We start from the raw sequence: 23,409 nt of genomic DNA, 5'->3' as shown, positions 1-23,409 counted from the left end.
ACACAAAATCGCAAGCGCAATCGACGAAATAACGAAAAATTAAATCTCTTTGAACTCATCTCAACTTGCTTGCTGAGCCTATACGGGTAGGCTACAATGCGGCTTCGTCTTGAGCGGTTTTAGTTACATTCCCCAAGCATTACTGCAAAACTAAAAATTAAGGAATTATTCTATGAAATTATTTGTCGCCCAATCGAAAAGATTTCGTCTGCTATTTTGCTGTTCAATCATTGTCCTTTTCATGCTTACCGTGGTAGGGGTCTACCATACCCGCAGAGTCTCAGCCGCCGGTACAATCAGCTTAACGACGCTTGGCAGTCCTTATACTCAGGACTTCAACACCTTATCGAACACCGCCGGGTCAACCACCAACAACCTGACCATCAACGGCTGGGCGATGACCGAGTCGGGTGGCGGCGCAAGAGACAACGAACAATATGCCGTAGACACCGGCGGCAGCAACACCGGCGATACCTATAGCTATGGCGCGGCGGGCAACACTGAACGCGCCTTAGGCGAGTTGCGAAGCGGCACCTTAATCCCGCTTTTTGGCGCAAGCTTTACCAATAATACGGGAGCAACCATTACCTCTCTACAAGTCGCCTTTACCGGTGAACAGTGGCGTTTGGGAACGGCATCGCGCACAGACCAATTGAATTTTGAATACAGCACCAATGCCACTGACTTGACGACCGGCACCTGGACGAATGTATCGGCTCTCAATTTCGTTACGCCCAACACGGTGACGACCGGCGCGAAAGACGGCAACGCCGCCGGCAACCGCACGGCGCTCAACTCGACCATCACGGGACTGAGTATTGCCAACGGAGCAACCTTCTGGATTCGCTGGACCGACACCGATGCATCGAGCGCCGATGATGGATTGGCAGTTGATGATTTTTCGCTCACGCCAAATGGCGGCGTCGCCTTGCCCAACTTAACGATTAATGATGTAACCCTGGCTGAAGGCAACAGCGGCACCACCACCTTCACTTTTACGGTGAGCCTCAGCGCACCGGCTGGCGCAGGCGGCGTGACCTTCGATATTGCCACGGCAGATGGCACGGCTCAGGACGGCAATCCCATATCTGAAGACAATGACTACGTTGCCAACTCACTCACCGGACAAACCATTCCGGCTGGCAGTTCAACCTACACTTTCAGTGTGACAGTCAATGGCGACACCACGCCTGAGCCGAACGAAACCTTCTTCGTCAATGTCACCAACGTGACCGGCGCCAACGTCGCCGACGGGCAGGGACAAGGCACCATCAATAACGATGATGTAATCCTCATACCGATTCACGATATTCAAGGACCCGGCGCGAGTTCGCCAATCGTTGGCAGTAGCATCACCACACGCGGCATCGTCACCGGCGTGAAATCCAACGGCTTTTTCATTCAAGAACCCGACGCCATGGTTGACGCTGACCCGGCAACCTCTGAAGGCATTTTCGTCTTCACTTCAAGCGCGCCGCCTGCCGCAGCGGCTGTCGGTAATAATGTGCAAGTAACCGCAACGGTTTCCGAATTCGTGCCGAGCGCAGACCCGCTGCAACCGCCGCTTACGGAACTCACTGCGCCCACCGTCAGTTTACTTTCTTCGGGAAATCCATTGCCCGCGCCGATCCCGCTCACTGCGACTTTCCCAGACCCTGCGGGCGTGCATGACCAGCTTGAACGACTCGAAGGCATGCGCGTCAGTGTCGCTTCACTGACAGTCGTTGGTCCAACCGGAGGCAACATCAGCGAAGTGAATGCCACGTCAACCTCGACCGGCGTCTTTTTTGGCGTAGTCACGGGGGTGGCGCGACCTTTCCGCGAAGCGGGCATTCAAGCGCCAGACCCGCCGCCTGCGGGAACCATTCCGCCAATTCCGCGCTTTGATGCAAATCCCGAACGCATTCGCGTCGATAGCGACGGACTGACCGGCGGACCCGTTATCGATGTTGGCACAGGCGCAGTGGTGACCGGACTGGTCGGGCCGCTTGATTATTCTTTCCGCACCTATACGATTTTGCCTGATCCCGGCGCATCAGTTGGTGTAATGGGTGGGCCGACGCCCACGGCAGTCACTGCGCCCGTCGCGGCAGAATTCACGGTTGCGTCGTTCAACCTTGAACGTTTCTTTGACAACGTCAATGACCCGGCAATTGGTGAACCGACGTTGACTACAACCGCGTTCAATAATCGTTTGAATAAAGCCAGCCTGGCGATTCGCGATTTCCTGAGATTGCCGGACATCATCGGCATCGAAGAGATAGAAAACCTGACGACCTTGCAAACCCTTGCAGCGCGTATCAGCACAGATGCAATTGCCGCAAGTCAGCCCGACCCGCAATATGTCGGCTACCTTATCGAAGGCAATGATGTCGGCGGCATTGATGTAGGGTTTTTAGTAAAGACCGCGCCGGTCAGTGGCATGACGCCGCGCGTTTCGGTTATTGAAGTGCTACAGGAACTTGATGGCACCCTGTTCGTCAACCCTGATTCATCCACTGAAACACTGAATGACCGCCCGCCGCTCAGGTTGAGTGCCATCATTAATTATGCAAACGGCACGACCTATCCGGTCACGGTCATCGTCAATCACCTGCGGTCGCTGAATGGGGTTGATGGGGTTGGTACCGGGTCGAATGGCTGGGCAACCGAAGGCGACCGGGTGCGCGCCAAACGTTTGAAACAAGCCGAAGACCTCGCCAATCTCGTGCAGGCGCGACAAGTGGCAAATCCCAATGAGCACATCATTCTCGTCGGCGATTTCAACGCTTTTGAAGTCAATGACGGCTTTGTTGATTCGCTGAGCGTGATTGCCGGAACCCCTGTGCCCGACAATCAAACTGCGGTTCCCGGCGATGGTGTTGACCTGGTCAATCCCGATTTCGTCAATCTGTTCAACACGCCGCCCGCCAGCGAGCGTTATTCGTTTATCTTTGACGGCAACGCGCAATCACTCGATCACATATTGGTGAACGCGCCATTGATTTCTTCTACGACGGCGCGACGCGAAGAGCATCCGCGCATTGACAGCGATTTTCCCGAAACCGCGCGCAACGACGCGAATTCGCCGACGCGCCTTTCCGACCATGACCCGGTGGTTGCTTATTTTACGGTCACGCAAAATCAACCGCCGGTTGCTCAATGTCAAAACGTCACGGTTTCCGCAGGACCAAGTTGTACGGCAGACGCTTCGATTAACAACGGTTCATTCGACCCCGATATGGGCGATATGATTACGGTCTCTCAATCACCCGCAGGACCCTATCCGAAAGGCGTCACCACGGTAACCCTCACCGTCACCGATAGCCATAACCTCAGCACTTCTTGCACAGCCACAGTCACGGTCAATGACACGACGCCACCAACCCTCAGTTGTCCGGCAAACATCACGACTGATGCCGCACCGGGACTCTGTTCGGCAGTTGTGAATTACGCCGTGCCAGTGGCGACAGATAACTGTTCGGGAGGTGGCACAGTCACTTGCTCACCGGCAGCGGGGTCAAGTTTTGCGAAAGGCATAACCACAGTGAGTTGTTCCGTGCAGGATAGTTCGGGTAATTCCGCGAGTTGTTCGTTTACGGTTACGGTAAATGATACGCAACCGCCGTCGCTTAGCTGTCCGACGAATATCACGGCATCAGCGCAAACTGCCCAGTGCACTGCGGTAGTGAATTACACCACTCCAACCGCTTCGGATAATTGTCCGGGCGCGACAACCATATGTACGCCGGCTTCCGGTTCAAGTTTTCCGCAAGGCACGACAACCGTGACCTGCACGGCGACCGACGCCAGCCTGAATACAGCGAGTTGTTCATTTACTGTGACGGTCAATGACACGCAAGCGCCATCGCTCACTTGCCCGGCAAACATCACCGCCGTGGTGCCCAGTGGTTGCCCGGTCGCAAGCGCCACCATCGTTAATTATGTGACGCCTGTAGCCACAGACACCTGTTCACCCGCAACCACCGTTTGTTCGCCGCCATCGGGTTCGATGTTTGCTGTCGGCACCACAATCGTGACCTGCACAGCAACCGATGCGAGTGGCAATAGCGCCTCGTGCAGTTTTTCCGTGACCGTTTATTCCGGTTGTTTGCAGGATAATTCCAATTCCGGCAACGTGGTTTTATTCAATCATCTGACCGGCGCTTATAAATTCTGTTGCAACGGCACGGTCATCGCGTCCGGCAATGGAGTCATTCAACTGAGAGGTTGCACGGTGACCATTCAACATAACACGACCACCAAGCGTGTGCTGATTCAATTCGACGCTTCGCAGCAGAAAGGCAGCGCCTCGGTGCAATCGCCGATTGGCACCACTGCCTGCACGATTATCGACAGCAACACCGCTAATAATAATTGCAACTGTCAGTAGTTCGGGCATTGCTTCATCGAGTAAAAATTTAAAGCCGGTTCGGGTTTGAATTGCGAACTGCAATTCAAACCCGAACCGGCTTTTTTCAAAGCGTAGCGTTCAGGTTGCTTTCCCGGAATTTTCAACAACATTTTTTTACGCCAAATTGCTCTTGCCAGCTTTCAACTTGGGATCGGGCACCGGCACTTCGAGTTTTTTCGGAAACCACAATGACAAAACGACCGACACCGCCATGACGCCGCTGATGATGCCAAGCGACAGGGCAATCGGAAATTTGCCATTGTACAGATCATTCAACCAGACCATCTTGAGTCCCACAAAAATCAACACCACCGCCAGACCGTATTTGAGCATATAGAATTTATCGATGGCTCCGGCGAGCATAAAATACATGGCTCTGAGTCCCAGAATGGCAAAGATGTTCGAGGTAAAGACGATCATCGGTTCTTTGGAGACCGCGAAAATCGCCGGCACCGAATCGACCGCAAATATTATGTCCGTGAGTTCCAAAAACAATAATGCGATAAACAACGATGTAGCGTGCCACCGCTTATCGAGTCGCACAAAAAAGCGTTTGCCGTGCCCTTCATTGGTCACTGGCATGAAACGTTTAAACAGTCGGATGACAAAATTCTTTTCCGGTTCGATTTCCCTGTCCGGCGCAAACATCATCTTTGCGCCGGTGAGAATCAAGAATCCGCCGAAAACCCAGATGACCCAGTGGTACTGCATCAACACCGAACCCAGCGAAATGAAAATCGCGCGAAAGAAGAATGCGCCGATGATGCCGTAAAACAGCACCCGATGTTGATACATCGCCGGCACCGCAAAATAGGCGAAGATCACCACAAAGACAAAGATATTATCGACGGAAAGCGACTTTTCGATAATGTAACCGGTCAGAAATTCCAGCGATACCTGCGAAGCCGCAGCCGACGGGTCGAATCCCGGAATGCTCAGCAGACGCGCATCTTGCGGGAATCTCCACATCGCATACTTATAGAGCATGAAATTAAAGCCCATCGCCATCGTCACCCAGGCGATGCTCCAGGTGGTCGCCTCTTTGAATGACACGGCGTGGGCTTTGCGATGAAAAACGCCTAAATCCAAAACCAACAACAAGGCGACAAACCCCGTAAACACGGCGTAAAACCACCAGTAATCCGCAAACGGAAACAAGCTAACGTCCATCTCTCTTCTCCTCCACCTTAAAAATCTTCCAGCCCCTTGGCGAATCGGTTGCCGCCTTCATCAGTTTTTTATTGGTAAATCAAGTTAATTTTTATCAGGCAGCGACGCGCAAACCGGATTGCGCCAATCGCTCCAGACGTTCAACCCGCGCGTCGGTCGTCGGGTGGGTGCTGAACAGTTTGAGAAACCCACCGCCCGCAAACGGATTGATGATGAATAGATGCGCAGTCGCAGGCGTTCCCGCATGGATGGGAACTTCGCGACTCCAGGTTTCGATTTTTCTTAACGCGCGGGCAAGCGCCAGCGGATTGCCCGTGAGTTTCGCGCCCTCTTCATCGGCGATAAATTCACGCGAGCGCGAAATCGCCATCTGAATCATGCTAGCCGCAATCGGCGCGAGGATAATGCCAAGCAGTCCGCCAAGGGGGTTTCCGCCTTCTTCATCATCGCTTGAACTGCCGCCGAAAATGGCGCTCCACATCGCCATATCCGCAAGCATACTCAAAGCGCCGCCAAGCGCCGCCGCCACGGTCATAATCAAAGTGTCGCGGTTTTTAACGTGTCCGAGTTCATGCGCGATGACGCCCGCGAGTTCTTCAGGAGTGAGCAACCGCATCAACCCGACGGTCACTGCCACCGCCGCATTCTGCGGATTGCGACCTGTGGCAAAGGCGTTCGGCGGCGCTTCGGGAATGATGTAAACCTTGGGCATTGGCATTGCGGCGCGAGCGGTTAAATCGCGGACGATTTGGAAAAGCTCCGGCGCATCTTCGCGAGTGATTTCCTGCGCGCGATACATCCGCAAAACGATTTTGTCGGAAAACCAGTAAGCGCCGAAGTTCATTATCCCAGCCAAAGCGATAGCGATGATGAGGCCGGTTTGCCCGCCGAGCGCCTGCCCGATAAATAAAAACATGGCTGTCAGCACAGCCAGCAAAAACATAGTCTTCATTCTGTTCATACCCTTAAACCTCTTTTGCCCAAAATAAAAAGACCTTTTGCAGCACGTGCCGCAAAAGGTCTTGATCCGAAAAGCTTAAATTCGCTTTCGCTGATGAACCGGATTGCCTGGGCATTTATGGCAATCGTATTGACGGCTCAATCAGACTGGAGTGATCTACTCCCCTATTCGATTGTGAAATTTCACTATAAAAACTTTTTCATTATTCTGTCAATGATCACGCTGGGTTAAAAGACTCAACCGTTGGGGAATTACTTCTCTTGTTGAAAATCAATCTCTGGTGCAAACGAAATCCGATGAAATTCATGTCCATACTCCCATAAAGACAGGTGTTGGAGGTGCAGACGCCAATTCTCAATCACACCTTGCATTGGTTACACATGTTCTCAAAGAACAGACAGTCCATCACCTGGTATCGGCTCCGCTTATCCAAGCAATGACTGATAGCCTGACGCCAACCGTACGGATTAACTGCGGAGTCGTGTTGCAGAAAGTCTTTCTTGCGCTGATTTCAATCCCTGTATGGACGATGATAATTTTGTTATGGCCGTTTGATGCCTATGCAACATCAAAAGAAGTATTAAGCCATATAACCTGTAAAAGCCAGTTCAAAACGCGCATTAATCAAACGCGATTTTCGTGATAGATTTCGGTCAAATTAGGATTTCCTGCATATTTGACGGCGAGAAATAGCGGTTCGCAATTGAACGCTCTATTCATGAGATTTGGATGATGTCAATGGAATCAAGTTGATTCAAGAATTGTTCCACCATCCCATTTTCATCCGCCTTAGATACTCGCCATGCTTTCAGTTTTCACGGTGCTTGAGTATCCTCCTCAAGGAAGTATAAGGTTAACCGGTTTTCTGAACATTGAGTGAAAAATGAATCGATAGCTTGAGGGCAAATTTTCAACAATGCCAGGCAGGGCAAAGCAAGAAAGGCAATGGCATCCGAATGAGCGTAAACAAATTCTTGAAAATTGGTTTGGTGGCGTTGGGATGGACAGCGATTGGACTGCTTGCTGCCACCCGCCTCAAGTTAAGCTACGCCTATTCTAACAATCCGATAGCTTGGCGCGAAGCGCTGATTCTCGCATTTACAGACTGGTATGTCTGGGCTGCTCTCTCACCCGTAATCATCTGGTTAGCCAGACGTTTCCCATTTGAATCGCGAGGTTGGAGGCGCGGACTATTCGTCCAACTTCCGGCAAGCGTTTTTCTTTCGATTTTGAAGATGACCATTGAGTTCTCTGCGCGACGACAGCTTGCACCGAATTTCACTCAACGTTTCCCTAGTCTGGAATTCTCTTCAACATTATTCACCTTCTGGGCGATGGTTGGTGTTATCTATGCCTTCGAGTATTACCGCAAGTATCGGTTGCATGAGTTGAGAGCCTCGCAATTGGAAATCCAACTTTCGCAGGCGCAGTTGCAGGCGCTCAGAATGCAGTTGAATCCTCACTTCCTTTTCAATACGCTACACGCTATATCATCGCTGATGCGGAGGAATGTTGAGGAAGCAGACCGGATGATTGCTCACCTTAGCGATTTACTGCGACTTTCGCTTGAGCATACAGGGCAGCAGGAAGTGCCATTAAATCAGGAACTGGAATTTCTCAAACGCTATTTGGAGATTGAGCAAACACGCTTTCAGGAGCGGTTGCGAGTTTGTATGGAGATAGCACCAGAGACCCTGGATGCGCTTGTCCCCAATCTGATTCTACAACCGCTGGTTGAGAACGCAATTCGGCATGGCATCGCTCCCCGCGCAGCCCCTGGCACAGTTGAGGTTTTTGCCAGACGACAGGGGGAAACCCTCGAAATTCAGGTGCAGGACAATGGTTGTGGTTTGCAACATAACGATTCAAGTGGGCTGACAGAAGGGGTCGGATTGGCGAACACGCGAGCGCGGCTTATCCAGCTTTATGGTGCTGCGCAACATTTTGAGTTGAAAAATCGAACTGAAGGGGGGGTAACCGTCAAGCTAATCATTCCTTTTCGGCAGTGCAGCGCACAGATTGAAAAAGGCAACAGGTAAAGTAATGACAAAACTCCGGATATTGATTGTTGATGATGAATCTCTGGCGCGCGAGAAACTTGCAGTTCTACTCGCAGAGGATGCGGAGATTGACATTATAGGCGAGTGCAGTAACGGGCTGGCTGCGGTCGCTGCTATCGAAGAGCGCTCTCCCGATCTGATTTTCCTGGATGTACAAATGCCTGAACTGGATGGTTTTGGTGTGCTGGAAACCATTAAACCAGATACTCTACCATTCGTCATTTTCGTGACCGCATACGACCAGTACGCGCTACGCGCATTCGAGGTGCATGCGCTTGATTATTTGCTGAAGCCCTTTGACCGCGAACGATTTGAGAAGGCGCTTTACCGAGCAAAACGCCAGATCGAACGGGAACAAACGCGCAGCATCAACCACCAACTTGTCGAATTGCTGGCTGACCTCAAAGCGCGACCAAAATTGCTTGAACGGCTGGTGATTAAATCAGGTGGTCGGGTCTTTTTTCTACGGGTCGAGGAAATAGACTGGATTGAATCAGCAGCCAATTATGTCCAACTGCACGTCGGTCAAGAATCACACCTTCTACGCGAAACTATTAATTCACTGGCTGTCCGGCTCGACCCTGACAAATTTCTGCGCATTCATCGCTCGCTCATCGTCAATATCGAACGCATCAAGGAGTTGCTTCCCTGGTTTCACGGCAAATATACGATTGTAATGCGGGATGGCACACAGTTGACTTCAAGTCGAGGCTATCGTGAGCACCTGCAAAAACTACTGAATCAGTCAGGCTAATTTCCGCATGGGGGAGTTGATTGAAAAGATTTCCGACCAAGGTAGCATTCGGGAAAATGTTATCTTGGTCGGACACAATTTGCGCCTCTTACATTACCTTCCATCAACTTCAAAATGAACTTTGGAATGGATCACAACCATACGAGAGAGGGCATCATCCCGTTGCGGAATCATTTTGCCGAGTTGCGGATCTTTGACGAACTGCTGAAAAGCTTTCATACTCGGCCACTGGTTGAGAGCCATTACTTGAGGCATGAAATCGCCAGCGTAAGTTCCTATAGGCTGAAAATGCGCTAATGGTTTCACCCCGTATTTCATAGCGACGGGCATAGCCTGTTCAAAATACTCACTAAGTTGGTTAGCTTTTCCCGGCTTGATCCAAAGGGCAGCTAATTCGACGACATCACCTTCTTTAAGCGATACGCTTACGGACTGTTGCACACGGGTATGCGTATTGATTAGTTGTTCAAGCGCATCATCTCGCTCCGAAAAGTGGCTTTTCACTTCTGCGTCGTTGACGAAATTCCGAAAGGCTTCCTCGCTGGGCCATTCGTTTACAAAGAATAAGGAGGGATGTACATCACCGGCAAAAGTGCTCTCTGGAATAAAAGATACGACAGGGCGTACACCATATTTTATGGCAAGCGGAAAAACTCTGCCAAAATATCGCATCAATTGCTGCTGCTTTTCAGGTTTCACCCTGAGCATAGCAAACTCATACATCTTGTCTGCCTTGAACTCAATGGTTCGGTTTACAGGCACAACACACAGTGCAACCGGCTTCGCGCGAACCTTTTTGCTACTCTTTATTTTTCCATCATTCAAATTCTTGGTATTCCAAGCAACAGCAATATTAGCCCCAAACAGCAAAGATGCCGCTATCATCAAAGCAACATATATTTTCTTACTGACCATTTTTTCTCCTCTAAAGCCTCGCCGTTTCTGCGACGAGAAAAATTAAATATTACTTGAGACCGCCATAAAGCGACCCTTTCAGATTGTTCCGACCTATTGGGCATCAACCGTGTTTCAGTATGCTGCTGATACCCGAAACTTTGGACTGTTTCCCCTGTAAGTCAACGTCCTTGATTAGTTTCTGTTGTGAATTCAGCATTAGCTCAATTAGGTCGGAACAAAATTGCTTATGCCTCTGCGCTCAAAGAAAACGCACTTCAGCATTAGCCCAATTGGGTTGGAATCCTGCGAACTGCTCATTCACAGGCGGATTAGCAATGTGGTTGGCATAGTTGGTCAAGGTCTTAATCGCTATGCCAAAAATCACTTCGAGAATCTGTGCCTTAGTGAACCCGGAGTTGAGGAACAGTTCAAGCTCACTGTCGGTTACTAAACCGCGGCGGTCGAGAATTTCTTCTGCAAAGTGACGCAGAATTTCCAACCGCTGGTCAGTCAATCGCCGCCCCTGTTGCAGGTTTTCGATTTCATTCCGGTCGATGCCAAGCTTATTGGTTAACATACTGTGAGCTGCCGTACAGTACTCACACCGGTTTTTCACTGATACAGCAAGCAAGACGACTTGTCGCTCAATTGGCGACAGTGTCATCTCTTTGGCATCGAATGCGCTGATAGTTCCCAGCAAACCCCTGAGCACCGCCGGAGACTCCGCGAAGACCCCTGCGAGGTTGGGTAAAAATCCGTAGTTCTGTGCAATCATTGACAAGGTCTCCCTTGAACCAGCGGGAGCAGTGTTTAGATCATGGATTTGAAAGATCATTTCGATTTCTCCTAGAAATAATTTGGATTAGTCACCATCTGAGGCGACAAATTCTAGTTTTGGACAAGCTTGAACAGAACTTGACAGGAAGATACCAGTTTTGTACATTTGTGTCCAGTATTTTTTAGACAATATTGTCCAGATATTATTTTGGAGGTGGTGTAGTGGATGAAAAGGTGAGTGAGTCTTTGCAAAACAGAACCGGGCGACCGGTGGGTTTTGTACGTGAAGAAGCCGTCGAGGCAGCAATGAATCTGTTCTGGAGAAAGGGATTTCTAGCTGTTTCAGCAAAAGACTTAGCTGATGCAATGGGAATTCAGCGTTCGAGTTTTTATAACAGTTTCGGAAGTCGTGAAAGCCTGTTCAGTGAGGCGCTTCAACTTTATGCAACACAAACACCTGATGTGCCGCTCAGTAAACTGGAAACAGGTCAGCCTGTCATCCCTGTGTTAGTTAGGGTTATGCGCAAGATATGCCAGGTTCGAGCCGCTGACGCAGAAGCGCGCGGCTGTTTGGTTTGCAATAGTATCGCGGAATTGGTTGGCGTCGAAAATTCTATAGGTCCAATGCTTGAGGAACTTGTAGAAACTCAAGTGACAGTGCTTGAACAGTTGCTGCAACAAGCTATTCATCAAGGGGAGGTTGAACCTCTTGCAGACGTAAACACGGCTGCAAGAACTTTCGTTGCCTTTCTTATTGGATTGAATACGATTTCCAAAGTTATCCGTGAGGAGAAACAGTTGTGGACTATGTGTCGTGAATTTTTGCTGGGATTAGGAATCCCTAAGCCTGCTTTGGAAAACCTGAGAGACAACTGACAAGGCACATTTATTTCATTCCCATCGCTTAGTTGAATTAACGAGTAGCGAGATTTGCTTTAGGTTTTGCTCATCGCCTTCTTGCTTAGGAGATGAGACACCCTCGTTTTTTCGCTCATTACTCGAACTTTTTTCTTTGAAGGGGCAGATTTTAGTTGAACGCGAGTTAATTGGTTCGATAAGCCATACTGAGTCCAAACAACTGTCCCATAATTTCGGCAAATTGCCCCTTAAAGCTTGCACTCCATCCCAATTGAATGGCGGAGTCAAGCGCGCGCCGCTAGATTAGTGCTGACGAAAACTTAACATTACTTTGCAAACAAAGAGGGATTCGTATGATGCGAGAGAAGGTTACATCCCTTGTGGTAGAAGGAAACCGGCTTCTGGCAGAGGCATTTTTCCCGACAAAATTCTGTTGCTTAAAATTCGTAGAAGTCAACAGGCGACGACATTTCGACGGAACTGTCTCCCCCACTGAAACCGAACAATTTAAATCTTGAGGAGATTATACAATGCAAAAAAATACTATTAACCGCACACTCACCGGGCTTTTGCTCGTTTTGGTATGCCTCTTTTTGCTGAACAATCAAGCAATCATCACCGACGCTTCTGCGGCGATGAATAACTATCGAGAGGATCGGTTTATTGCTGAAATGCAGGCAACGCAGGCTGGCGGGACTCAAAACGCCAAGAATCCGTTGATAACGGCGCTTGAAAAGCAGATTGCCGGGCAAGAAAATAAACCCGCTGAACAGGTTTTCAAAAATATTCAACTGTTCAAAGGTATGCCTGCCGGACGCCTCCTGCGGGTAATGGAAGTGGCGTTTAATACCTCGCTTGGCGTCGACTGCGCGCATTGTCATATTCCTGACCAATGGGAAAAAGATGATAAAGAAGCGAAACAGACGACGCGCAAAATGTGGCAGTTCATGGGCAAGGTCAATGAGGAATTGAAACAAACTATTGGAAAAGGCTCCATCAATTGCACGACGTGCCATCGAGGACAAATCAAGCCTGCCACCAATATGCCAGCTACAAGGTGAGTTCTCAATTCAAAAGGGCTGCAAGACCAACTGGCAACTTCATGCTTTTGCATTGTGAAATAGCTCTCAAGGTTATCGTAAGAAGCGGGGGGAGTTTTACACTCCACTTGAGCCGGTAGTTTTCACTCGCGCAATCGGCTCACTCATGACCCTAAGCCGAGCCAACTGGCGTTCTGAAAAGAAAACTAGCACTCACGCGAAATCTGGAAGCAGGCATCGGAGAATAACGATGAAGCAAAAAAATGTAAATCAAGTTCTTCTTATAGGAATAGTAGTAATGCCTCTTTTCATTGTATTCCTTCTAAATCTGCCGGAGACAGGCGCGAAGTCTAAGGGGCAATGGTTATTCACTATGAGACCTAATGAGTCGGCGGGTTTAACAACACCCATGATATTTCAAAAAAATGGAAGGGGAATCGGCGGCACTGAAATTAGCGGCGGACCTTTGGCGTATCAAGAGACCGCCACCGAATTAAAAGTGAGTTGGGAGTTTGCAGGACCGGTTTTTCCGGCACAGTTTACCAGCGGACCTTCGACAATCATTTTGCGGGGAATGAAGGTGGGAGAGAATTCTATAATCGGCAACTTGGTGATTATCACCGATCAAGTTGATGAGAGTTCCCCAACCGGTTATGTAATGAAAAGCGGAACATTTACTGCCGTTCGCCAATAATATTGGGAATTTGATTCCTACAACTCACAGGCTTTCAGTGTAATAGGGTTAGGTTTCCTCTTAATGGCGTTTTTGGTTTTGGATGTTGAGCGCGTTTGAATTTCATCAAACTCCCGGTCTCAGTGATGCCAAAGTGTAATTGCTCTCGTGCTTGTTGAAAACCTCCGACAAGGAATTAAAGAAATGCAGAAGTAGATTCTCATCATAGGAGTGATTGTATGGGTTTTATATCCTCAAACCAGCGTGTGAAGCCTTACCTCCCGGATTCGCGTCTGTTGAGTGGCTTTGAACTTGCGCTGGGCGCTGCCATTGTGATTGGGTACAACGTTTTCCATGTAATTCCGAACGAAGTGCCGATTCTCGTCGTGCTGGGGCTGTTATCGGTGCGCCTGCGCAATGGCGGATTTTCGGCGTTGGGGTTCAAGCGACCCGATTCCTGGAAGCGCGTGATTCTGATTGCGCTGGGCGCGGCGGCGTTGAGAATTGCGCTTGCCGCAATTGTCATTGACCCGCTCACCGAGCGAATCTGGCCTCCGGCAGTAGCTCCCGCCGGGGTTGATGCGATCACAGGCAACCCGCTGGAGGCGCTGCGCTGGTTGGCTATCGTCTGGAGCTTCGCCGCGTTCGGCGAAGAGATCGTCTATCGCGGCTATTTGCTCACCCGCGCCGCCGACCTAGGTCAACGAACCAAGGTTGCCTATTGGGCGGGAATGATCTTGGTCTCCGTTCTATTCGGGATTGGACATTATTACAAAGGGCCTGCGGGAATGGTGGATTCCGGCTTTGCAGGTTTGATGTTTGGTATAGCCTATCTATTCTCAGGCCGCAATCTCTGGGCCAGCATTCTGGCACATGGATTAGTGGATTCGTTTGGAGTCGTGATGCTGTACTTCGGACTGGCTTCTTGATTGGCAATAAATCTGCCGCAAAAAATCACAAGCTTGCGTTAGTGGAGCATCCGGTCGTTTCGTCTTAGGAGACGATCAATGCCGGAAAACACAGCATCGCACACGGATTTTTCTTGCCGCTTTCCGGTCGCACAAAAGAGCAACGCGCCGAGCTGTTCCGCGAATTCGCCGCCAACAATCTGGCAGTCGTCCCGACGCTGATTGTCGGTGAAGCCCTGCTGACTCCTTATGACAAAGTGGCCGAGGTGGTTGCGGACAGAGAAGGAAAGATTGAGGCGCGCAGAAAGTACCTTTCCGGCTACTTGATAGAAGACTGGCGCGAACAACTCGCGGAGAAGAAGGAAATGAAGCTCGACTTGACGAAGTTGATAGCAGAGCGGTTGCGCGACATGCGCGAGATGCGCGAAGCAGGAGTCCGACTGATGCCCGGCACGGATGCGGCAGTGCTGCTGATTTTCCCCGGCTTCAGTTTGCATGATGAACTGCGATTGTTTGTTGAGCAGATCGGCATGACCCCGATGGAAGCCATCATCAACGCGACTCGCTGTCCGGCGGAATTTTTCGGAATGGCGGATTCACTTGGAACTATCGAAGCGGGAAAAATCGCCGACCTGGTTCTGCTCGAAGCCAGTCCGCTTGAAAACATCAACCATACGCAAAAAATCGCGGCGGTTATGGTCAATGGCAAATACTATGCGAAACAAACCCTGGCAAGGATGATGGCGGATGTTGAGTCCGCTACGAGCAAGAAATAGGTTGACATTATTCCGAAGCGGCTCGCAGCGATCCGTGCCTCTGAGCGATCACTTGTGGGCATTACGATCTTCTTGAATCAAGGGGAGTTTGCTGGCAGAGGCAAGAAGCGAAACTCTTTTGGAGAGGGTATATGACAAAGGTTTTCCTCATATTTTGTGTTGCGTGGCTTTTTGCCATGCCAATCTCTTCGCCCAGGGGGCAACAGCCCGCTACCGAAAGTCCGGTCAGAGCATTGACTCTGCGAATTGAAAAAAGAATAGTTGAGATCGACCCGGCCCATGAACCCAAAATCTTTGGAGATAGCCAGAGCCTCCTCGAGTCATGCTGGTATGTCACTGACAACAACATCGGGCTGGCAAAATGGAGCCAGGAACTGTCGTCCGAATCATACTTGCTATTAGCTTATGCAAAACCTATCGAAATATCTCCGATGCCGCATCAAAACATTCGTGTGTCGGAGTTTCTCTGGTTACTTCCGGGACGCATTCTTGTTCGGGATAAGGATCGAGTTGTAGCAATCGATAAATGCGATGGGTACAAGCTGCTCAGGCTGATTTGCAGATCAAGCCTTTCTGAGTATTTGCCGGAGAGTTATAAAGGAAATTGTCGCCTTCTGTAATTGCCGAAATGACATTGCTACGTCTTTCCAGTCAAGTGAGCCTACCGACTGTACAGCGTTGGCTTGCAGGCTGAACGCGAGTCTGTCGATAGTCAGTGTCAAGATTGTGTGAGTAAGCAAAACCGATATTTAATGAGGGTCGAATGAAGCGCAATAATTTGCATAGTTGGAGAGTTCACTTAATTCATGATCATCATGGCTAGTGTAATGGCGTCAAAGCCCGGCGTGGTCAAGAAAAGGGAAGATCGATTGAACTTTCGCGAAATTCCAATCGCAGAGATATGGAAGTGCCTCATCTCATTCGCCCTGGTTCCTGCTCTTACTGTGCAAGCGCGGTGCCAGCAAACGGGCTACGCGGTTGTCAAAGAGGCGAATGTCAAGATTCCCATGCGCGACGGGATTCGCCTCGCAGCAAACATTCTCCGGCCGGACGTGCATGGTCGCTTTCCCGCCATACGGTCGCGCACGCCTTATGGCAAGACCGAGATGCAATTTCTGGCGGAAGTGGAAAATCGCCAGTACCAAATGAGTTAGGGCTGACCTTGGGCGGTTGGAGTGGAGAGCTTGTGAGGCTGAGAGCGATTTATCTTTCGAGAAAGCATTGAGGATGGCGTAGGCATTTCGAGTATATCGTTAGGAGGCATAACGGAGATGGGCAAAAAGCCGACACTAAGATGGCTTGCTGTGATAGCGCTTTTGCTCCCTACCCCAGCGACTACTGTGAAGTGTACCTACGAGACCAAACAGCAGAACCCCATAACCGATGCAATGCTGCTGAGTGCTGACGATAAAGCGGAGATCGCTGAGACGTTTCGTTTACAGAGGGAATTGGGTGATCAGGTGTGGCCTGGGCTGAGCCGAGCCAACATTCCGGTCATTCTTTTCAACGAAAGCTATGAATTTCTAGTCGGCGAAAGGAATCCACCACCGCCCTGGACGGTTGTTGAAGGGGATGCCTTCAATGGGAAGCTCTATCACCGCCGCAAAGCTAACGAGCCACAAGCCTTCCCTGTGCAGGTTGGCAAACGGTGGGCTGGCAGCTTAACCCTGCTTGATTTGATAAATCGTAGGTCTCCATTGAAGCTCAGCCGCGACTTTCATGTCGCGCTTCTCCTTCATGAAATGTTCCATGCTTTTCAAGCCGGACAGGCTTCGGATCGCTTTAAGCAGGCGACGAAAGTTTATTCCGCAGAAGCTCGCTATCCGAGTAGGGATGATAAATTTGCGGCTGAGTGGGACAGAGAGGGAAGCTTGCTGGCAGCGGCGCTCAAAGCTACAGATAAGATGAGGGTTCGTCTCGCCGTCCGTGAATTTCTACAAGTGCGCGATGCGCGCCGGGCGCGCGCCGCTCTGAGTCCTGATCTGCTTGCCTTTGAACGTGAACTGGAATGGTTGGAGGGGTTAGCGAAATACGCGGAGATCCGGTTTTACGAACTTGCGGCGGCGCGCGCAGGCGACCCAAGGTATTCAAGCTATCGCCCGGAACTGTCTTATTGGCGATGGGATTTCATAAGGCTAGAGAAGCAACTGGGGCGACAGGAGGGAGACTTGCGCTTCTATCTCAGCGGCATGGCTCAGGCGCGGCTGCTTGATGGACTCGGTTCTAAGTGGAAAAAGAAGTTGATGCGCGGTGGTGTTTATCTGGAAGAGTTACTGCGCACCTCTATCGGATCAGGTGTAAAGTGATGCTTTTCCCCTCAAGAATTATAACTCACCAAGAATTCTAAAAGGGCTTGTATAGGAAACGTTCTGTGTTGAAAAGTCGAGCGACAATCTTGAAGAAATGCAAGATGCACTTGGGCACAAGAACATCTTGCTGACACGGATTCACGGGCGATGAATTTTAGTGAAATGTGACATCTATCGCAGAGAATTTAAAACCTGTTGCGCAATAAGTGCTTCAAGCACTTCTCCACAGTATGATGTAGTCTTTGAAAAATCAAAATCGCAATATGTTGGGTATGAGCCTCACTTGCAACAAAACTTTTGCAAATCGCTTGCCATTGATAAAAGTCAGTTGGAAAATTCTTCCGCCAAAGTTTCCGGCAGGTTTTTATCTTTTTTCCTTTGACGGTTGCGCCAACGATCAAGGCGTGAAGCGAAGGGATGAATCACCGGATGCTCTTTGCCAAGCAATGAAGCAGCAGCAATAAAACATGGAATACAAGGCAAAATCGGAATAACCGCACCGACCACGCCTAAAAATATTAGCCCGAACCCGCTGATGGTTTTTAATTTTTCTGACAATTATTTTCCCCCGTATAGCAAAAGCCTGTACGCATTGATTGATTATTTGTTCTATCACTTTTAATTGACCGAGTGAGTATCCGTGATGGCATCGCCAACCGTCAACCTTGCGCCATTGAGAAAATCTCTGGCAGGAATGCGACGTTTGCCTTCGATCTGCACTTCGCCAATGTGTAAAAACGTTTGCCTGCCGCAAGCGATAACGAATCCCTGTTTATCAATTGCAGTGATTGTTGCGAATGGAGTTGTGGCATTCAAATTTGCTGAATCGTTGCTAATTGGAGATTCATCTGCTTGCCATAAAAACAATCGCGCGCCGCGAAACATCGTATAGGTCGCAGGCCAAGGCTGAAAGGCGCGCACCCGACAAGCGATTTCTCGCGCCGACATCTGCCAGTCAATCAACCCATCTTCGCGTTTTAAAATCGGCGCATAGGTTGCCGCCGCTTCGTCTTGCGGCTCCGGCATGATTTCGCCGCGTTCAATGCGCGGCAGGGTTTCCGATAACAACGCCGCGCCGAGTTCGGCAAGTCGCGCAGTGAGTTCGACAGCAGTTTCCGTTTCACCAATCGGGGTTGCGCATTTAGCGAACATTGCGCCGGTATCCAGTCCCACATCCATCTGCATAATCGTCACGCCGGTTTCCCACTCGCCGTTGGCAATCGCCCAGTTAATCGGCGCCGCGCCTCGGTATTTCGGCAATAGCGAGGCGTGAACATTGATGCAACCGAGTCGCGGAATGCGCAGCATCCATTCGGGCAAAATTTTTCCGTAAGCCGCCACTACGCAAGCATCCGGCGCGAGCCGTTCAAACACCGCCCGCGCCTCTTCATTGGTTTTGATTTTCGCCGGTTGATAGACCATCAACTGATGTTCAAGCGCAAAGCTTTTCACAGGCGGCGCGTGCAGATGTTTACCGCGCCCGGCGGGTTTATCGGGTTGTGTAAATACCGCCGCGATGTCGTGCCCATCGCTTAGGAGTCGCGCTAAACTCGGCACCGCAAATTCCGGCGTTCCCATAAAAATCAATCGCATAGTTTCATTGATAAACGCATTGCCTGAGTTTTTCAATCAAGATTTAGCGACCGACGATAACCGGATGATTCAAACCGCAAAAAGTGAAGAGATGGTTTTGATTTAAATGCTCTCGCTGAAAGTGCGGTCTCGCAAATGCAAAGCAAATGATTGGCGCGGGTATTTTAAGTTCGGATGAATCTCTTGATCGCCGCTTCACCCTTTCAGTTTTCTCTCTGTGCCGGCGGCGACGCTCTGGCACTCTTCTTGCCTCTTAATTTTTCCGGTTGGCGAGGAGTGATTTAGCGTTATGACCGTAAGTGAAACAGTATCGGAAAGAAAGATTTTTTTCTTTCCTCTCTTCGAGTGGTTCGGCGAGGTAGGAAAATTTTGTTTGCAATTCGTAAAAGCAGCGGTGACGCCGCCCTACGAAGGACGCGAATTGCTGCGTCAAATGGATGAAATCGGAGCAAAATCCCTGCCGCTTGTGGCGTTGGCGGGCGCAGCAATCGGCGTGGTGTTGTCTCTGCATACACGTGACAGTTTGATTCAGTTTGGCGCGAAGTCGGTATTACCGGCGCTCATTATCATCTCCATCGTCAAAGAGAGTGGGCCGATTATCACCGCTCTGGTAGTCAGCGGGCGCGTGGGTGCAGGCATCGGCGCGGAGTTAGGCTCTATGAAAGTCACCGAACAGATTGATGCCATCGAAGCCTCGGCGGTCAACCCTTACAAGTTTCTGGCAGCGACGCGCATCATTGCCTGCATGTTGATGCTGCCCCTGCTGACCATTGTGGCGGATTTCTGCGGCATCCTCACCGGCTGGTTGGTGAATGCGCTTGCCGAACCGACGCCATTCAAACTCTTTCTCAACTACGGTCTCGCGCAAGCGGATTTCGCAGACTTTTTGCCATCGACTTTCAAGACCATTGTCTTTGGCTTCATCATCGGGGTGATTGGATGTTTCCAGGGGATGCATGCCAAAGGTGGAACTGCCGGTGTGGGTCGCGCCTCGACGAGCGCCGTCGTGCTGGCTTCACTGTTTGTGATTTTAGCCGATGTGATATTGGTGCGATTGATTATTACGTTTTTCCCGGAGTGATGATGGAAAGCGCCCATTACAAACCCGCGATTCATGTGCAATCGCTGAGCAAATCATTTGGCGAGCAAAAGGTGTTAAACCGCCTTGACCTTGAAGTCGCGCGGGGCGAGACCTTGACGGTGCTGGGTCGCAGTGGCACGGGCAAAAGTGTGTTGCTCAAATTGATTATCGGTTTGCAAAAACCTGACGATGGAGAAATCGAAATCAACGGTGAAGCAATCACCAAATTATCGCTCGACAAATTGAATGCGGTGCGTAAAACCATGGGCTTTCTCTTTCAACAGGCGGCGCTTTATGACTCGTTGACCGTAGAAGCGAATGTCGCTTTTCCTCTGCAACGCCACACGCGAATGAGCGAACGCGAGCGTCGTGACCGCGCCCGCCAGTTGCTTGCCCGCGTCGGCATGGATGACGCTGTAAACAAGATGCCCGGCGACCTTTCAGGCGGCATGAAGAAACGTGTTGGGCTGGCGCGGGCGCTTGCCCTCGACCCCAAAATCATGCTGCTGGATGAGCCGACGGCGGGACTTGACCCGATAACCGCTGACGAAATCAATCAACTCATTCGCGACTTGCAGCAAGAGCGGCAAATCTCTTCGATAGTGGTCACCCACGATATGCGCAGTGTGAAGGTTGTTGCCGACCGCATCGCTATGCTCAATGAGGGCCGCATCATCATCGAAGGAACTTTTGAGGACTTGAAGCAAAGTGACCATCCGATGATCGCGAAATTTATGCAAGAGTCCGGGGAGGTGAGTTGATATGTCCAGCACGATGCGTCTTGGCGCGTTTATTCTCACCGCGTTAATCGTTTTCGCGGTGATGGTCTTTTGGATAGGCGACCGGCGATTTCTTTTCAGCCGCACCTATCGCATCAGCGCCCCATTCGATAATGTCGCGGGACTTGATGAAGGTGCGCCGGTGCGCGCCGGCGGCGTGCGCATCGGCACGGTTGAAAAGATTTTTCTGCCGCGCCGTCCTGACGATAAAGTGAAAATCGAGATGGAGCTTGAAAACAGCACCCGCGAGGTGATTAAGCAAGATTCCATCGCCTCGATAGAAACCGAAGGGCTGCTCGGCAGCAAATACGTCGCCATCTCTTTCGGTTCCGAGGAGAGCGAATCGGTGCGCGATGGCGAAGCGATTGCGAGCCGACCGCCACTCGATTATGCCGATGTGGCAAAGAAAGCCAGCGACATGCTGGATTCAGCAAAAGAGGCGATTGATTCGTCGAAAGTCGCCATTGGCAATATCAACGACATGAGCGGCGATTTGCGCTCCATTACCGGCAAAATTGACAATGGGCAAGGAACCATTGGCGCGATGGTGAATGACCAAACCCTGTATCGCAACCTCAACAGCACCATCGGACAGGCAATGGCAGGCGTGACTTCCTTTCAGGAAAATATGGAAGCCCTCAAGCACAACTTTTTCCTCAAGGGCTTTTTCAAAAAGCGGGGTTATTTCGACTCGTCCGAGTTGACCAGGCATCTGGTCGCTAAACTTCCCGCCCGCGCCCCGCAACAGAAATTCACTTTCGCGGGCAAAGACCTTTTCGATAAGACCGACACGGCGAAATTCAGGAAAGAGAAATTGCTGAATCAAGTCGGCAGCTATCTCGAAAGCAATCCTTTCGGACTGGCAGTCATCGTGGCACAGACCAGTTTGGCAGGCTCGAAGGAAGATAACCTGATTCTGTCGCAGGCGCGGGCGATGGTCGTGCGGCAATATCTGGCGCAAAAATTCAGAGTGGATGATGCGCGAATCAAAACTCTGGGAATGGGTGAAGCGGGGCAAACCACGGTGGATAGAGGCGGACAGGTATCCGTAGTGATCTATCCGGGCGGCGGCAACCAACATTCCATCGCGGCAAAAAACCGTTGATAGAAAATCAACTTTCGGAGGTGCGTTATGAAAAAGAACGTGAGCAAATTTCTCACGAAGATTGCTAAGAAAGAGCGAAACCTGACCATACCTGAAATTGCTTTGATTGGTGGCACACGCGCGGCGCTTGGCGCGGGCGTCGGGCTGCTGCTTGCCGGTAAACTCAATGACAATCCCCGCAGAGCCGTTGGCATGACGCTCTTTCTGGTCGGCGCTTTGAGTACCATTCCCATCGTTAGAAATGTGCTTGCCAAGAGCAAATAAGCTACAGGTGAGCCTGCTTTAATTGGAATCGAGGAACTGATGGCGGTGAGTTTTGAAGAAGAGGAAGGCGACCGGAAAACCGATATGCAGGTCTGGCTCGGCATGGTCGAAAGTCTCTGCAAGGGGTTCGGCTGGGCGGCAGATGAACTGCCGATTGAGATGATTCAGACTCACATCTCCATCATCTTGCTCGGTAAGCGACAGGCGCTGAAGTTGAAAAAACCTGTGGATTTCGGCTTTTTAGATTACACGACGCTGGCAAAACGTCACCGCGCCTGCGAAGCCGAAATCAATTTGAATCGTCGGCTTTGCCCGAATACCTACCTTGCCGTACAACCGATTGTCGAGGTGAACGGACAGCCGCAACTCGCCAATGCCGGACACATTATTGATTATGGTGTGTTGATGAAGCGACTCCCCGGCGAACGCATGCTTGATCAGATGCTGCTAAAGAATGAGGTTTCTGAATCCCTGATGGCTCGCGTCGCAGAGCGCCTCAGCGCCTTTCATCGGGAAGCACGGCGCGGCAGTGAGGTCGATTTTTATGGCGGCGCGGCAGTGATTCGGCGTAACTGGGAAGAGAACTTCACCCAAACCATTCCTTATGTCGAGCGCACCGTTGCAACCGCGGAATTCGATCTGATTCGCAATCGGGTTGCGGATTGGCTTGAAGATTTTGATAGGTTGTTTAACAAACGTGTGCGGGAAGGACGAATCTGCGACGGGCATGGCGATTTGCGTTCCGAGAGCATCTGCATCACCAATGGCATATGCATTTTCGACTGCATAGAGTTTAACGACCGTTTCCGATGTGCAGACGTTGCCAGCGAAGTCGCGTTTCTGGCGATGGATTTGGATGCGCGCGGCAGACCCGATCTCGGTTACTATAGCTTTCAAGAAAATGATATTTCAAAAACACGCGCTCAGGCAGCCCAAGCCAGTTCCTCTGGTAGGCTGCACAACGACAAAATCGCTTGTGGCGCTTGCGCGAATTTGCTCAGTGCCTGCTCG

23 protein-coding genes are annotated in these 23,409 nt (G+C 50.5%); 16 read left to right on the top strand and 7 right to left on the bottom strand.

Annotated elements, in window-relative coordinates:
* Window positions 1-172: 172 nt before the first annotated feature.
* Window positions 173-4,372, top strand: coding sequence for an HYR domain-containing protein (locus AB1757_23900; GenBank protein MEW6130100.1), 4,200 nt, complete (start codon window positions 173-175; stop codon window positions 4,370-4,372).
* On the opposite strand, the gene AB1757_23895 is transcribed toward AB1757_23900, so the two are convergent.
* The 3 genes from AB1757_23895 to htpX all read right to left on the bottom strand — a co-directional run bounded on the left by AB1757_23895 (window position 4,366) and on the right by htpX (window position 6,524).
* The gene (locus tag AB1757_23895) at window positions 4,366-4,503 is read right to left on the bottom strand and encodes a hypothetical protein (GenBank protein ID MEW6130099.1); all 138 of its coding nucleotides are present in this window, start codon (window positions 4,501-4,503) and stop codon (window positions 4,366-4,368) included. The two genes, AB1757_23900 and AB1757_23895, sit on opposite strands and share 7 nt — an antisense overlap.
* A gap of 4 nt (window positions 4,504-4,507) precedes the next feature.
* Window positions 4,508-5,563 (bottom strand): TerC family protein, encoded by a 1,056-nt coding sequence (locus AB1757_23890; protein ID MEW6130098.1) that lies wholly within the window; start codon window positions 5,561-5,563, stop codon window positions 4,508-4,510.
* A gap of 94 nt (window positions 5,564-5,657) precedes the next feature.
* The gene (gene htpX / locus AB1757_23885) at window positions 5,658-6,524 is read right to left on the bottom strand and encodes a zinc metalloprotease HtpX (protein MEW6130097.1); all 867 of its coding nucleotides are present in this window, start codon (window positions 6,522-6,524) and stop codon (window positions 5,658-5,660) included.
* A gap of 1,235 nt (window positions 6,525-7,759) precedes the next feature.
* Between htpX and AB1757_23880 the strand changes: the two genes are divergently transcribed.
* On the top strand, window positions 7,760-8,563 hold the full coding sequence (locus AB1757_23880) for a histidine kinase (protein MEW6130096.1): 804 nt from the start codon (window positions 7,760-7,762) through the stop codon (window positions 8,561-8,563).
* A 4-nt stretch (window positions 8,564-8,567) separates the two neighbouring features.
* Window positions 8,568-9,338: a LytTR family DNA-binding domain-containing protein gene (locus AB1757_23875; GenBank protein MEW6130095.1), complete on the top strand. Its 771-nt coding sequence runs from the start codon at window positions 8,568-8,570 to the stop codon at window positions 9,336-9,338.
* A 93-nt stretch (window positions 9,339-9,431) separates the two neighbouring features.
* On the opposite strand, the gene AB1757_23870 is transcribed toward AB1757_23875, so the two are convergent.
* Together AB1757_23870 and AB1757_23865 are read right to left on the bottom strand one after the other, a co-directional pair.
* Window positions 9,432-10,253 carry a DUF1330 domain-containing protein gene (locus AB1757_23870; protein MEW6130094.1) on the bottom strand — a complete coding sequence of 274 codons (822 nt, stop codon included), beginning with the start codon at window positions 10,251-10,253 and terminating at the stop codon, window positions 9,432-9,434.
* 241 nt (window positions 10,254-10,494) lie between these two features.
* Window positions 10,495-11,070, bottom strand: a complete 576-nt coding sequence (locus AB1757_23865) for a carboxymuconolactone decarboxylase family protein (GenBank protein ID MEW6130093.1) — start codon at window positions 11,068-11,070, stop codon at window positions 10,495-10,497.
* 164 nt (window positions 11,071-11,234) lie between these two features.
* Here AB1757_23865 and AB1757_23860 point away from each other — a divergent pair, with 164 nt between their 5' ends.
* The 8 genes from AB1757_23860 to AB1757_23825 all read left to right on the top strand — a co-directional run bounded on the left by AB1757_23860 (window position 11,235) and on the right by AB1757_23825 (window position 17,573).
* On the top strand, window positions 11,235-11,888 hold the full coding sequence (locus tag AB1757_23860; GenBank protein ID MEW6130092.1) for a TetR/AcrR family transcriptional regulator: 654 nt from the start codon (window positions 11,235-11,237) through the stop codon (window positions 11,886-11,888).
* Window positions 11,889-12,400: 512 nt separating this feature from the next.
* Window positions 12,401-12,931 (top strand): photosynthetic reaction center cytochrome c subunit family protein, encoded by a 531-nt coding sequence (locus AB1757_23855; GenBank protein MEW6130091.1) that lies wholly within the window; start codon window positions 12,401-12,403, stop codon window positions 12,929-12,931.
* A gap of 229 nt (window positions 12,932-13,160) precedes the next feature.
* On the top strand, window positions 13,161-13,604 hold the full coding sequence (locus AB1757_23850; GenBank protein MEW6130090.1) for a hypothetical protein: 444 nt from the start codon (window positions 13,161-13,163) through the stop codon (window positions 13,602-13,604).
* Between the two features lie 218 nt (window positions 13,605-13,822).
* A complete protein-coding gene (locus tag AB1757_23845; GenBank protein MEW6130089.1) occupies window positions 13,823-14,512 on the top strand; it encodes a CPBP family intramembrane glutamic endopeptidase in 690 nt (229 codons plus the stop codon).
* Window positions 14,513-14,625: 113 nt separating this feature from the next.
* On the top strand, window positions 14,626-15,267 hold the full coding sequence (locus AB1757_23840; GenBank protein MEW6130088.1) for an amidohydrolase family protein: 642 nt from the start codon (window positions 14,626-14,628) through the stop codon (window positions 15,265-15,267).
* Window positions 15,268-15,398: 131 nt separating this feature from the next.
* Complete coding sequence (locus tag AB1757_23835) at window positions 15,399-15,887, top strand: hypothetical protein (protein MEW6130087.1); 489 nt, start codon at window positions 15,399-15,401, stop codon at window positions 15,885-15,887.
* 186 nt (window positions 15,888-16,073) lie between these two features.
* Complete coding sequence (locus AB1757_23830; GenBank protein MEW6130086.1) at window positions 16,074-16,421, top strand: CocE/NonD family hydrolase; 348 nt, start codon at window positions 16,074-16,076, stop codon at window positions 16,419-16,421.
* Window positions 16,422-16,538: 117 nt separating this feature from the next.
* On the top strand, window positions 16,539-17,573 hold the full coding sequence (locus AB1757_23825) for a hypothetical protein (protein MEW6130085.1): 1,035 nt from the start codon (window positions 16,539-16,541) through the stop codon (window positions 17,571-17,573).
* A gap of 327 nt (window positions 17,574-17,900) precedes the next feature.
* Here AB1757_23825 and AB1757_23820 read toward each other — a convergent pair whose 3' ends face one another.
* Both AB1757_23820 and fmt read right to left on the bottom strand, forming a co-directional pair.
* Window positions 17,901-18,134, bottom strand: a complete 234-nt coding sequence (locus AB1757_23820) for a hypothetical protein (GenBank protein ID MEW6130084.1) — start codon at window positions 18,132-18,134, stop codon at window positions 17,901-17,903.
* A gap of 60 nt (window positions 18,135-18,194) precedes the next feature.
* Window positions 18,195-19,169 (bottom strand): methionyl-tRNA formyltransferase, encoded by a 975-nt coding sequence (fmt, locus tag AB1757_23815; protein ID MEW6130083.1) that lies wholly within the window; start codon window positions 19,167-19,169, stop codon window positions 18,195-18,197.
* Window positions 19,170-19,542: 373 nt separating this feature from the next.
* Between fmt and AB1757_23810 the strand changes: the two genes are divergently transcribed.
* The 5 genes from AB1757_23810 to AB1757_23790 all read left to right on the top strand — a co-directional run.
* Complete coding sequence (locus AB1757_23810) at window positions 19,543-20,250, top strand: ABC transporter permease (GenBank protein ID MEW6130082.1); 708 nt, start codon at window positions 19,543-19,545, stop codon at window positions 20,248-20,250.
* Window positions 20,250-21,011, top strand: coding sequence for an ABC transporter ATP-binding protein (locus AB1757_23805; protein ID MEW6130081.1), 762 nt, complete (start codon window positions 20,250-20,252; stop codon window positions 21,009-21,011). The genes AB1757_23810 and AB1757_23805 overlap by 1 nt, the downstream gene beginning before the upstream one ends.
* A gap of 1 nt (window position 21,012) precedes the next feature.
* Window positions 21,013-22,134, top strand: coding sequence for an MlaD family protein (locus AB1757_23800; protein ID MEW6130080.1), 1,122 nt, complete (start codon window positions 21,013-21,015; stop codon window positions 22,132-22,134).
* Between the two features lie 27 nt (window positions 22,135-22,161).
* A complete protein-coding gene (locus tag AB1757_23795) occupies window positions 22,162-22,398 on the top strand; it encodes a hypothetical protein (GenBank protein MEW6130079.1) in 237 nt (78 codons plus the stop codon).
* 39 nt (window positions 22,399-22,437) lie between these two features.
* On the top strand, window positions 22,438-23,409 hold a 972-nt coding region (locus AB1757_23790; protein ID MEW6130078.1), incomplete at its 3' end, for a hypothetical protein.

Source organism: Acidobacteriota bacterium (assembly GCA_040754075.1).
Lineage (GTDB): Bacteria > Acidobacteriota > Blastocatellia > UBA7656 > UBA7656 > JBFMDH01.
This window is presented reverse-complemented; position numbering and strand designations above follow the sequence as displayed.

Coding starts and splice junctions, on each gene's coding strand:
- AB1757_23850 (MEW6130090.1), top strand. CDS start 13,161: ATGAAGCAAAAAAATGTAAATCAAGTTCTTCTTATAGGAATAGTAGTA.
- fmt (MEW6130083.1), bottom strand. CDS start 19,169: ATGCGATTGATTTTTATGGGAACGCCGGAATTTGCGGTGCCGAGTTTA.
- AB1757_23795 (MEW6130079.1), top strand. CDS start 22,162: ATGAAAAAGAACGTGAGCAAATTTCTCACGAAGATTGCTAAGAAAGAG.
- AB1757_23895 (MEW6130099.1), bottom strand. CDS start 4,503: ATGTTGTTGAAAATTCCGGGAAAGCAACCTGAACGCTACGCTTTGAAA.
- AB1757_23800 (MEW6130080.1), top strand. CDS start 21,013: ATGTCCAGCACGATGCGTCTTGGCGCGTTTATTCTCACCGCGTTAATC.
- AB1757_23880 (MEW6130096.1), top strand. CDS start 7,760: ATGACCATTGAGTTCTCTGCGCGACGACAGCTTGCACCGAATTTCACT.
- AB1757_23875 (MEW6130095.1), top strand. CDS start 8,568: ATGACAAAACTCCGGATATTGATTGTTGATGATGAATCTCTGGCGCGC.
- AB1757_23835 (MEW6130087.1), top strand. CDS start 15,399: ATGACAAAGGTTTTCCTCATATTTTGTGTTGCGTGGCTTTTTGCCATG.
- AB1757_23825 (MEW6130085.1), top strand. CDS start 16,539: ATGGGCAAAAAGCCGACACTAAGATGGCTTGCTGTGATAGCGCTTTTG.
- htpX (MEW6130097.1), bottom strand. CDS start 6,524: ATGAACAGAATGAAGACTATGTTTTTGCTGGCTGTGCTGACAGCCATG.
- AB1757_23865 (MEW6130093.1), bottom strand. CDS start 11,070: ATGATCTTTCAAATCCATGATCTAAACACTGCTCCCGCTGGTTCAAGG.
- AB1757_23900 (MEW6130100.1), top strand. CDS start 173: ATGAAATTATTTGTCGCCCAATCGAAAAGATTTCGTCTGCTATTTTGC.
- AB1757_23855 (MEW6130091.1), top strand. CDS start 12,401: ATGCAAAAAAATACTATTAACCGCACACTCACCGGGCTTTTGCTCGTT.
- AB1757_23870 (MEW6130094.1), bottom strand. CDS start 10,253: ATGGTCAGTAAGAAAATATATGTTGCTTTGATGATAGCGGCATCTTTG.
- AB1757_23830 (MEW6130086.1), top strand. CDS start 16,074: ATGATCATCATGGCTAGTGTAATGGCGTCAAAGCCCGGCGTGGTCAAG.
- AB1757_23805 (MEW6130081.1), top strand. CDS start 20,250: ATGATGGAAAGCGCCCATTACAAACCCGCGATTCATGTGCAATCGCTG.
- AB1757_23890 (MEW6130098.1), bottom strand. CDS start 5,563: ATGGACGTTAGCTTGTTTCCGTTTGCGGATTACTGGTGGTTTTACGCC.
- AB1757_23845 (MEW6130089.1), top strand. CDS start 13,823: ATGGGTTTTATATCCTCAAACCAGCGTGTGAAGCCTTACCTCCCGGAT.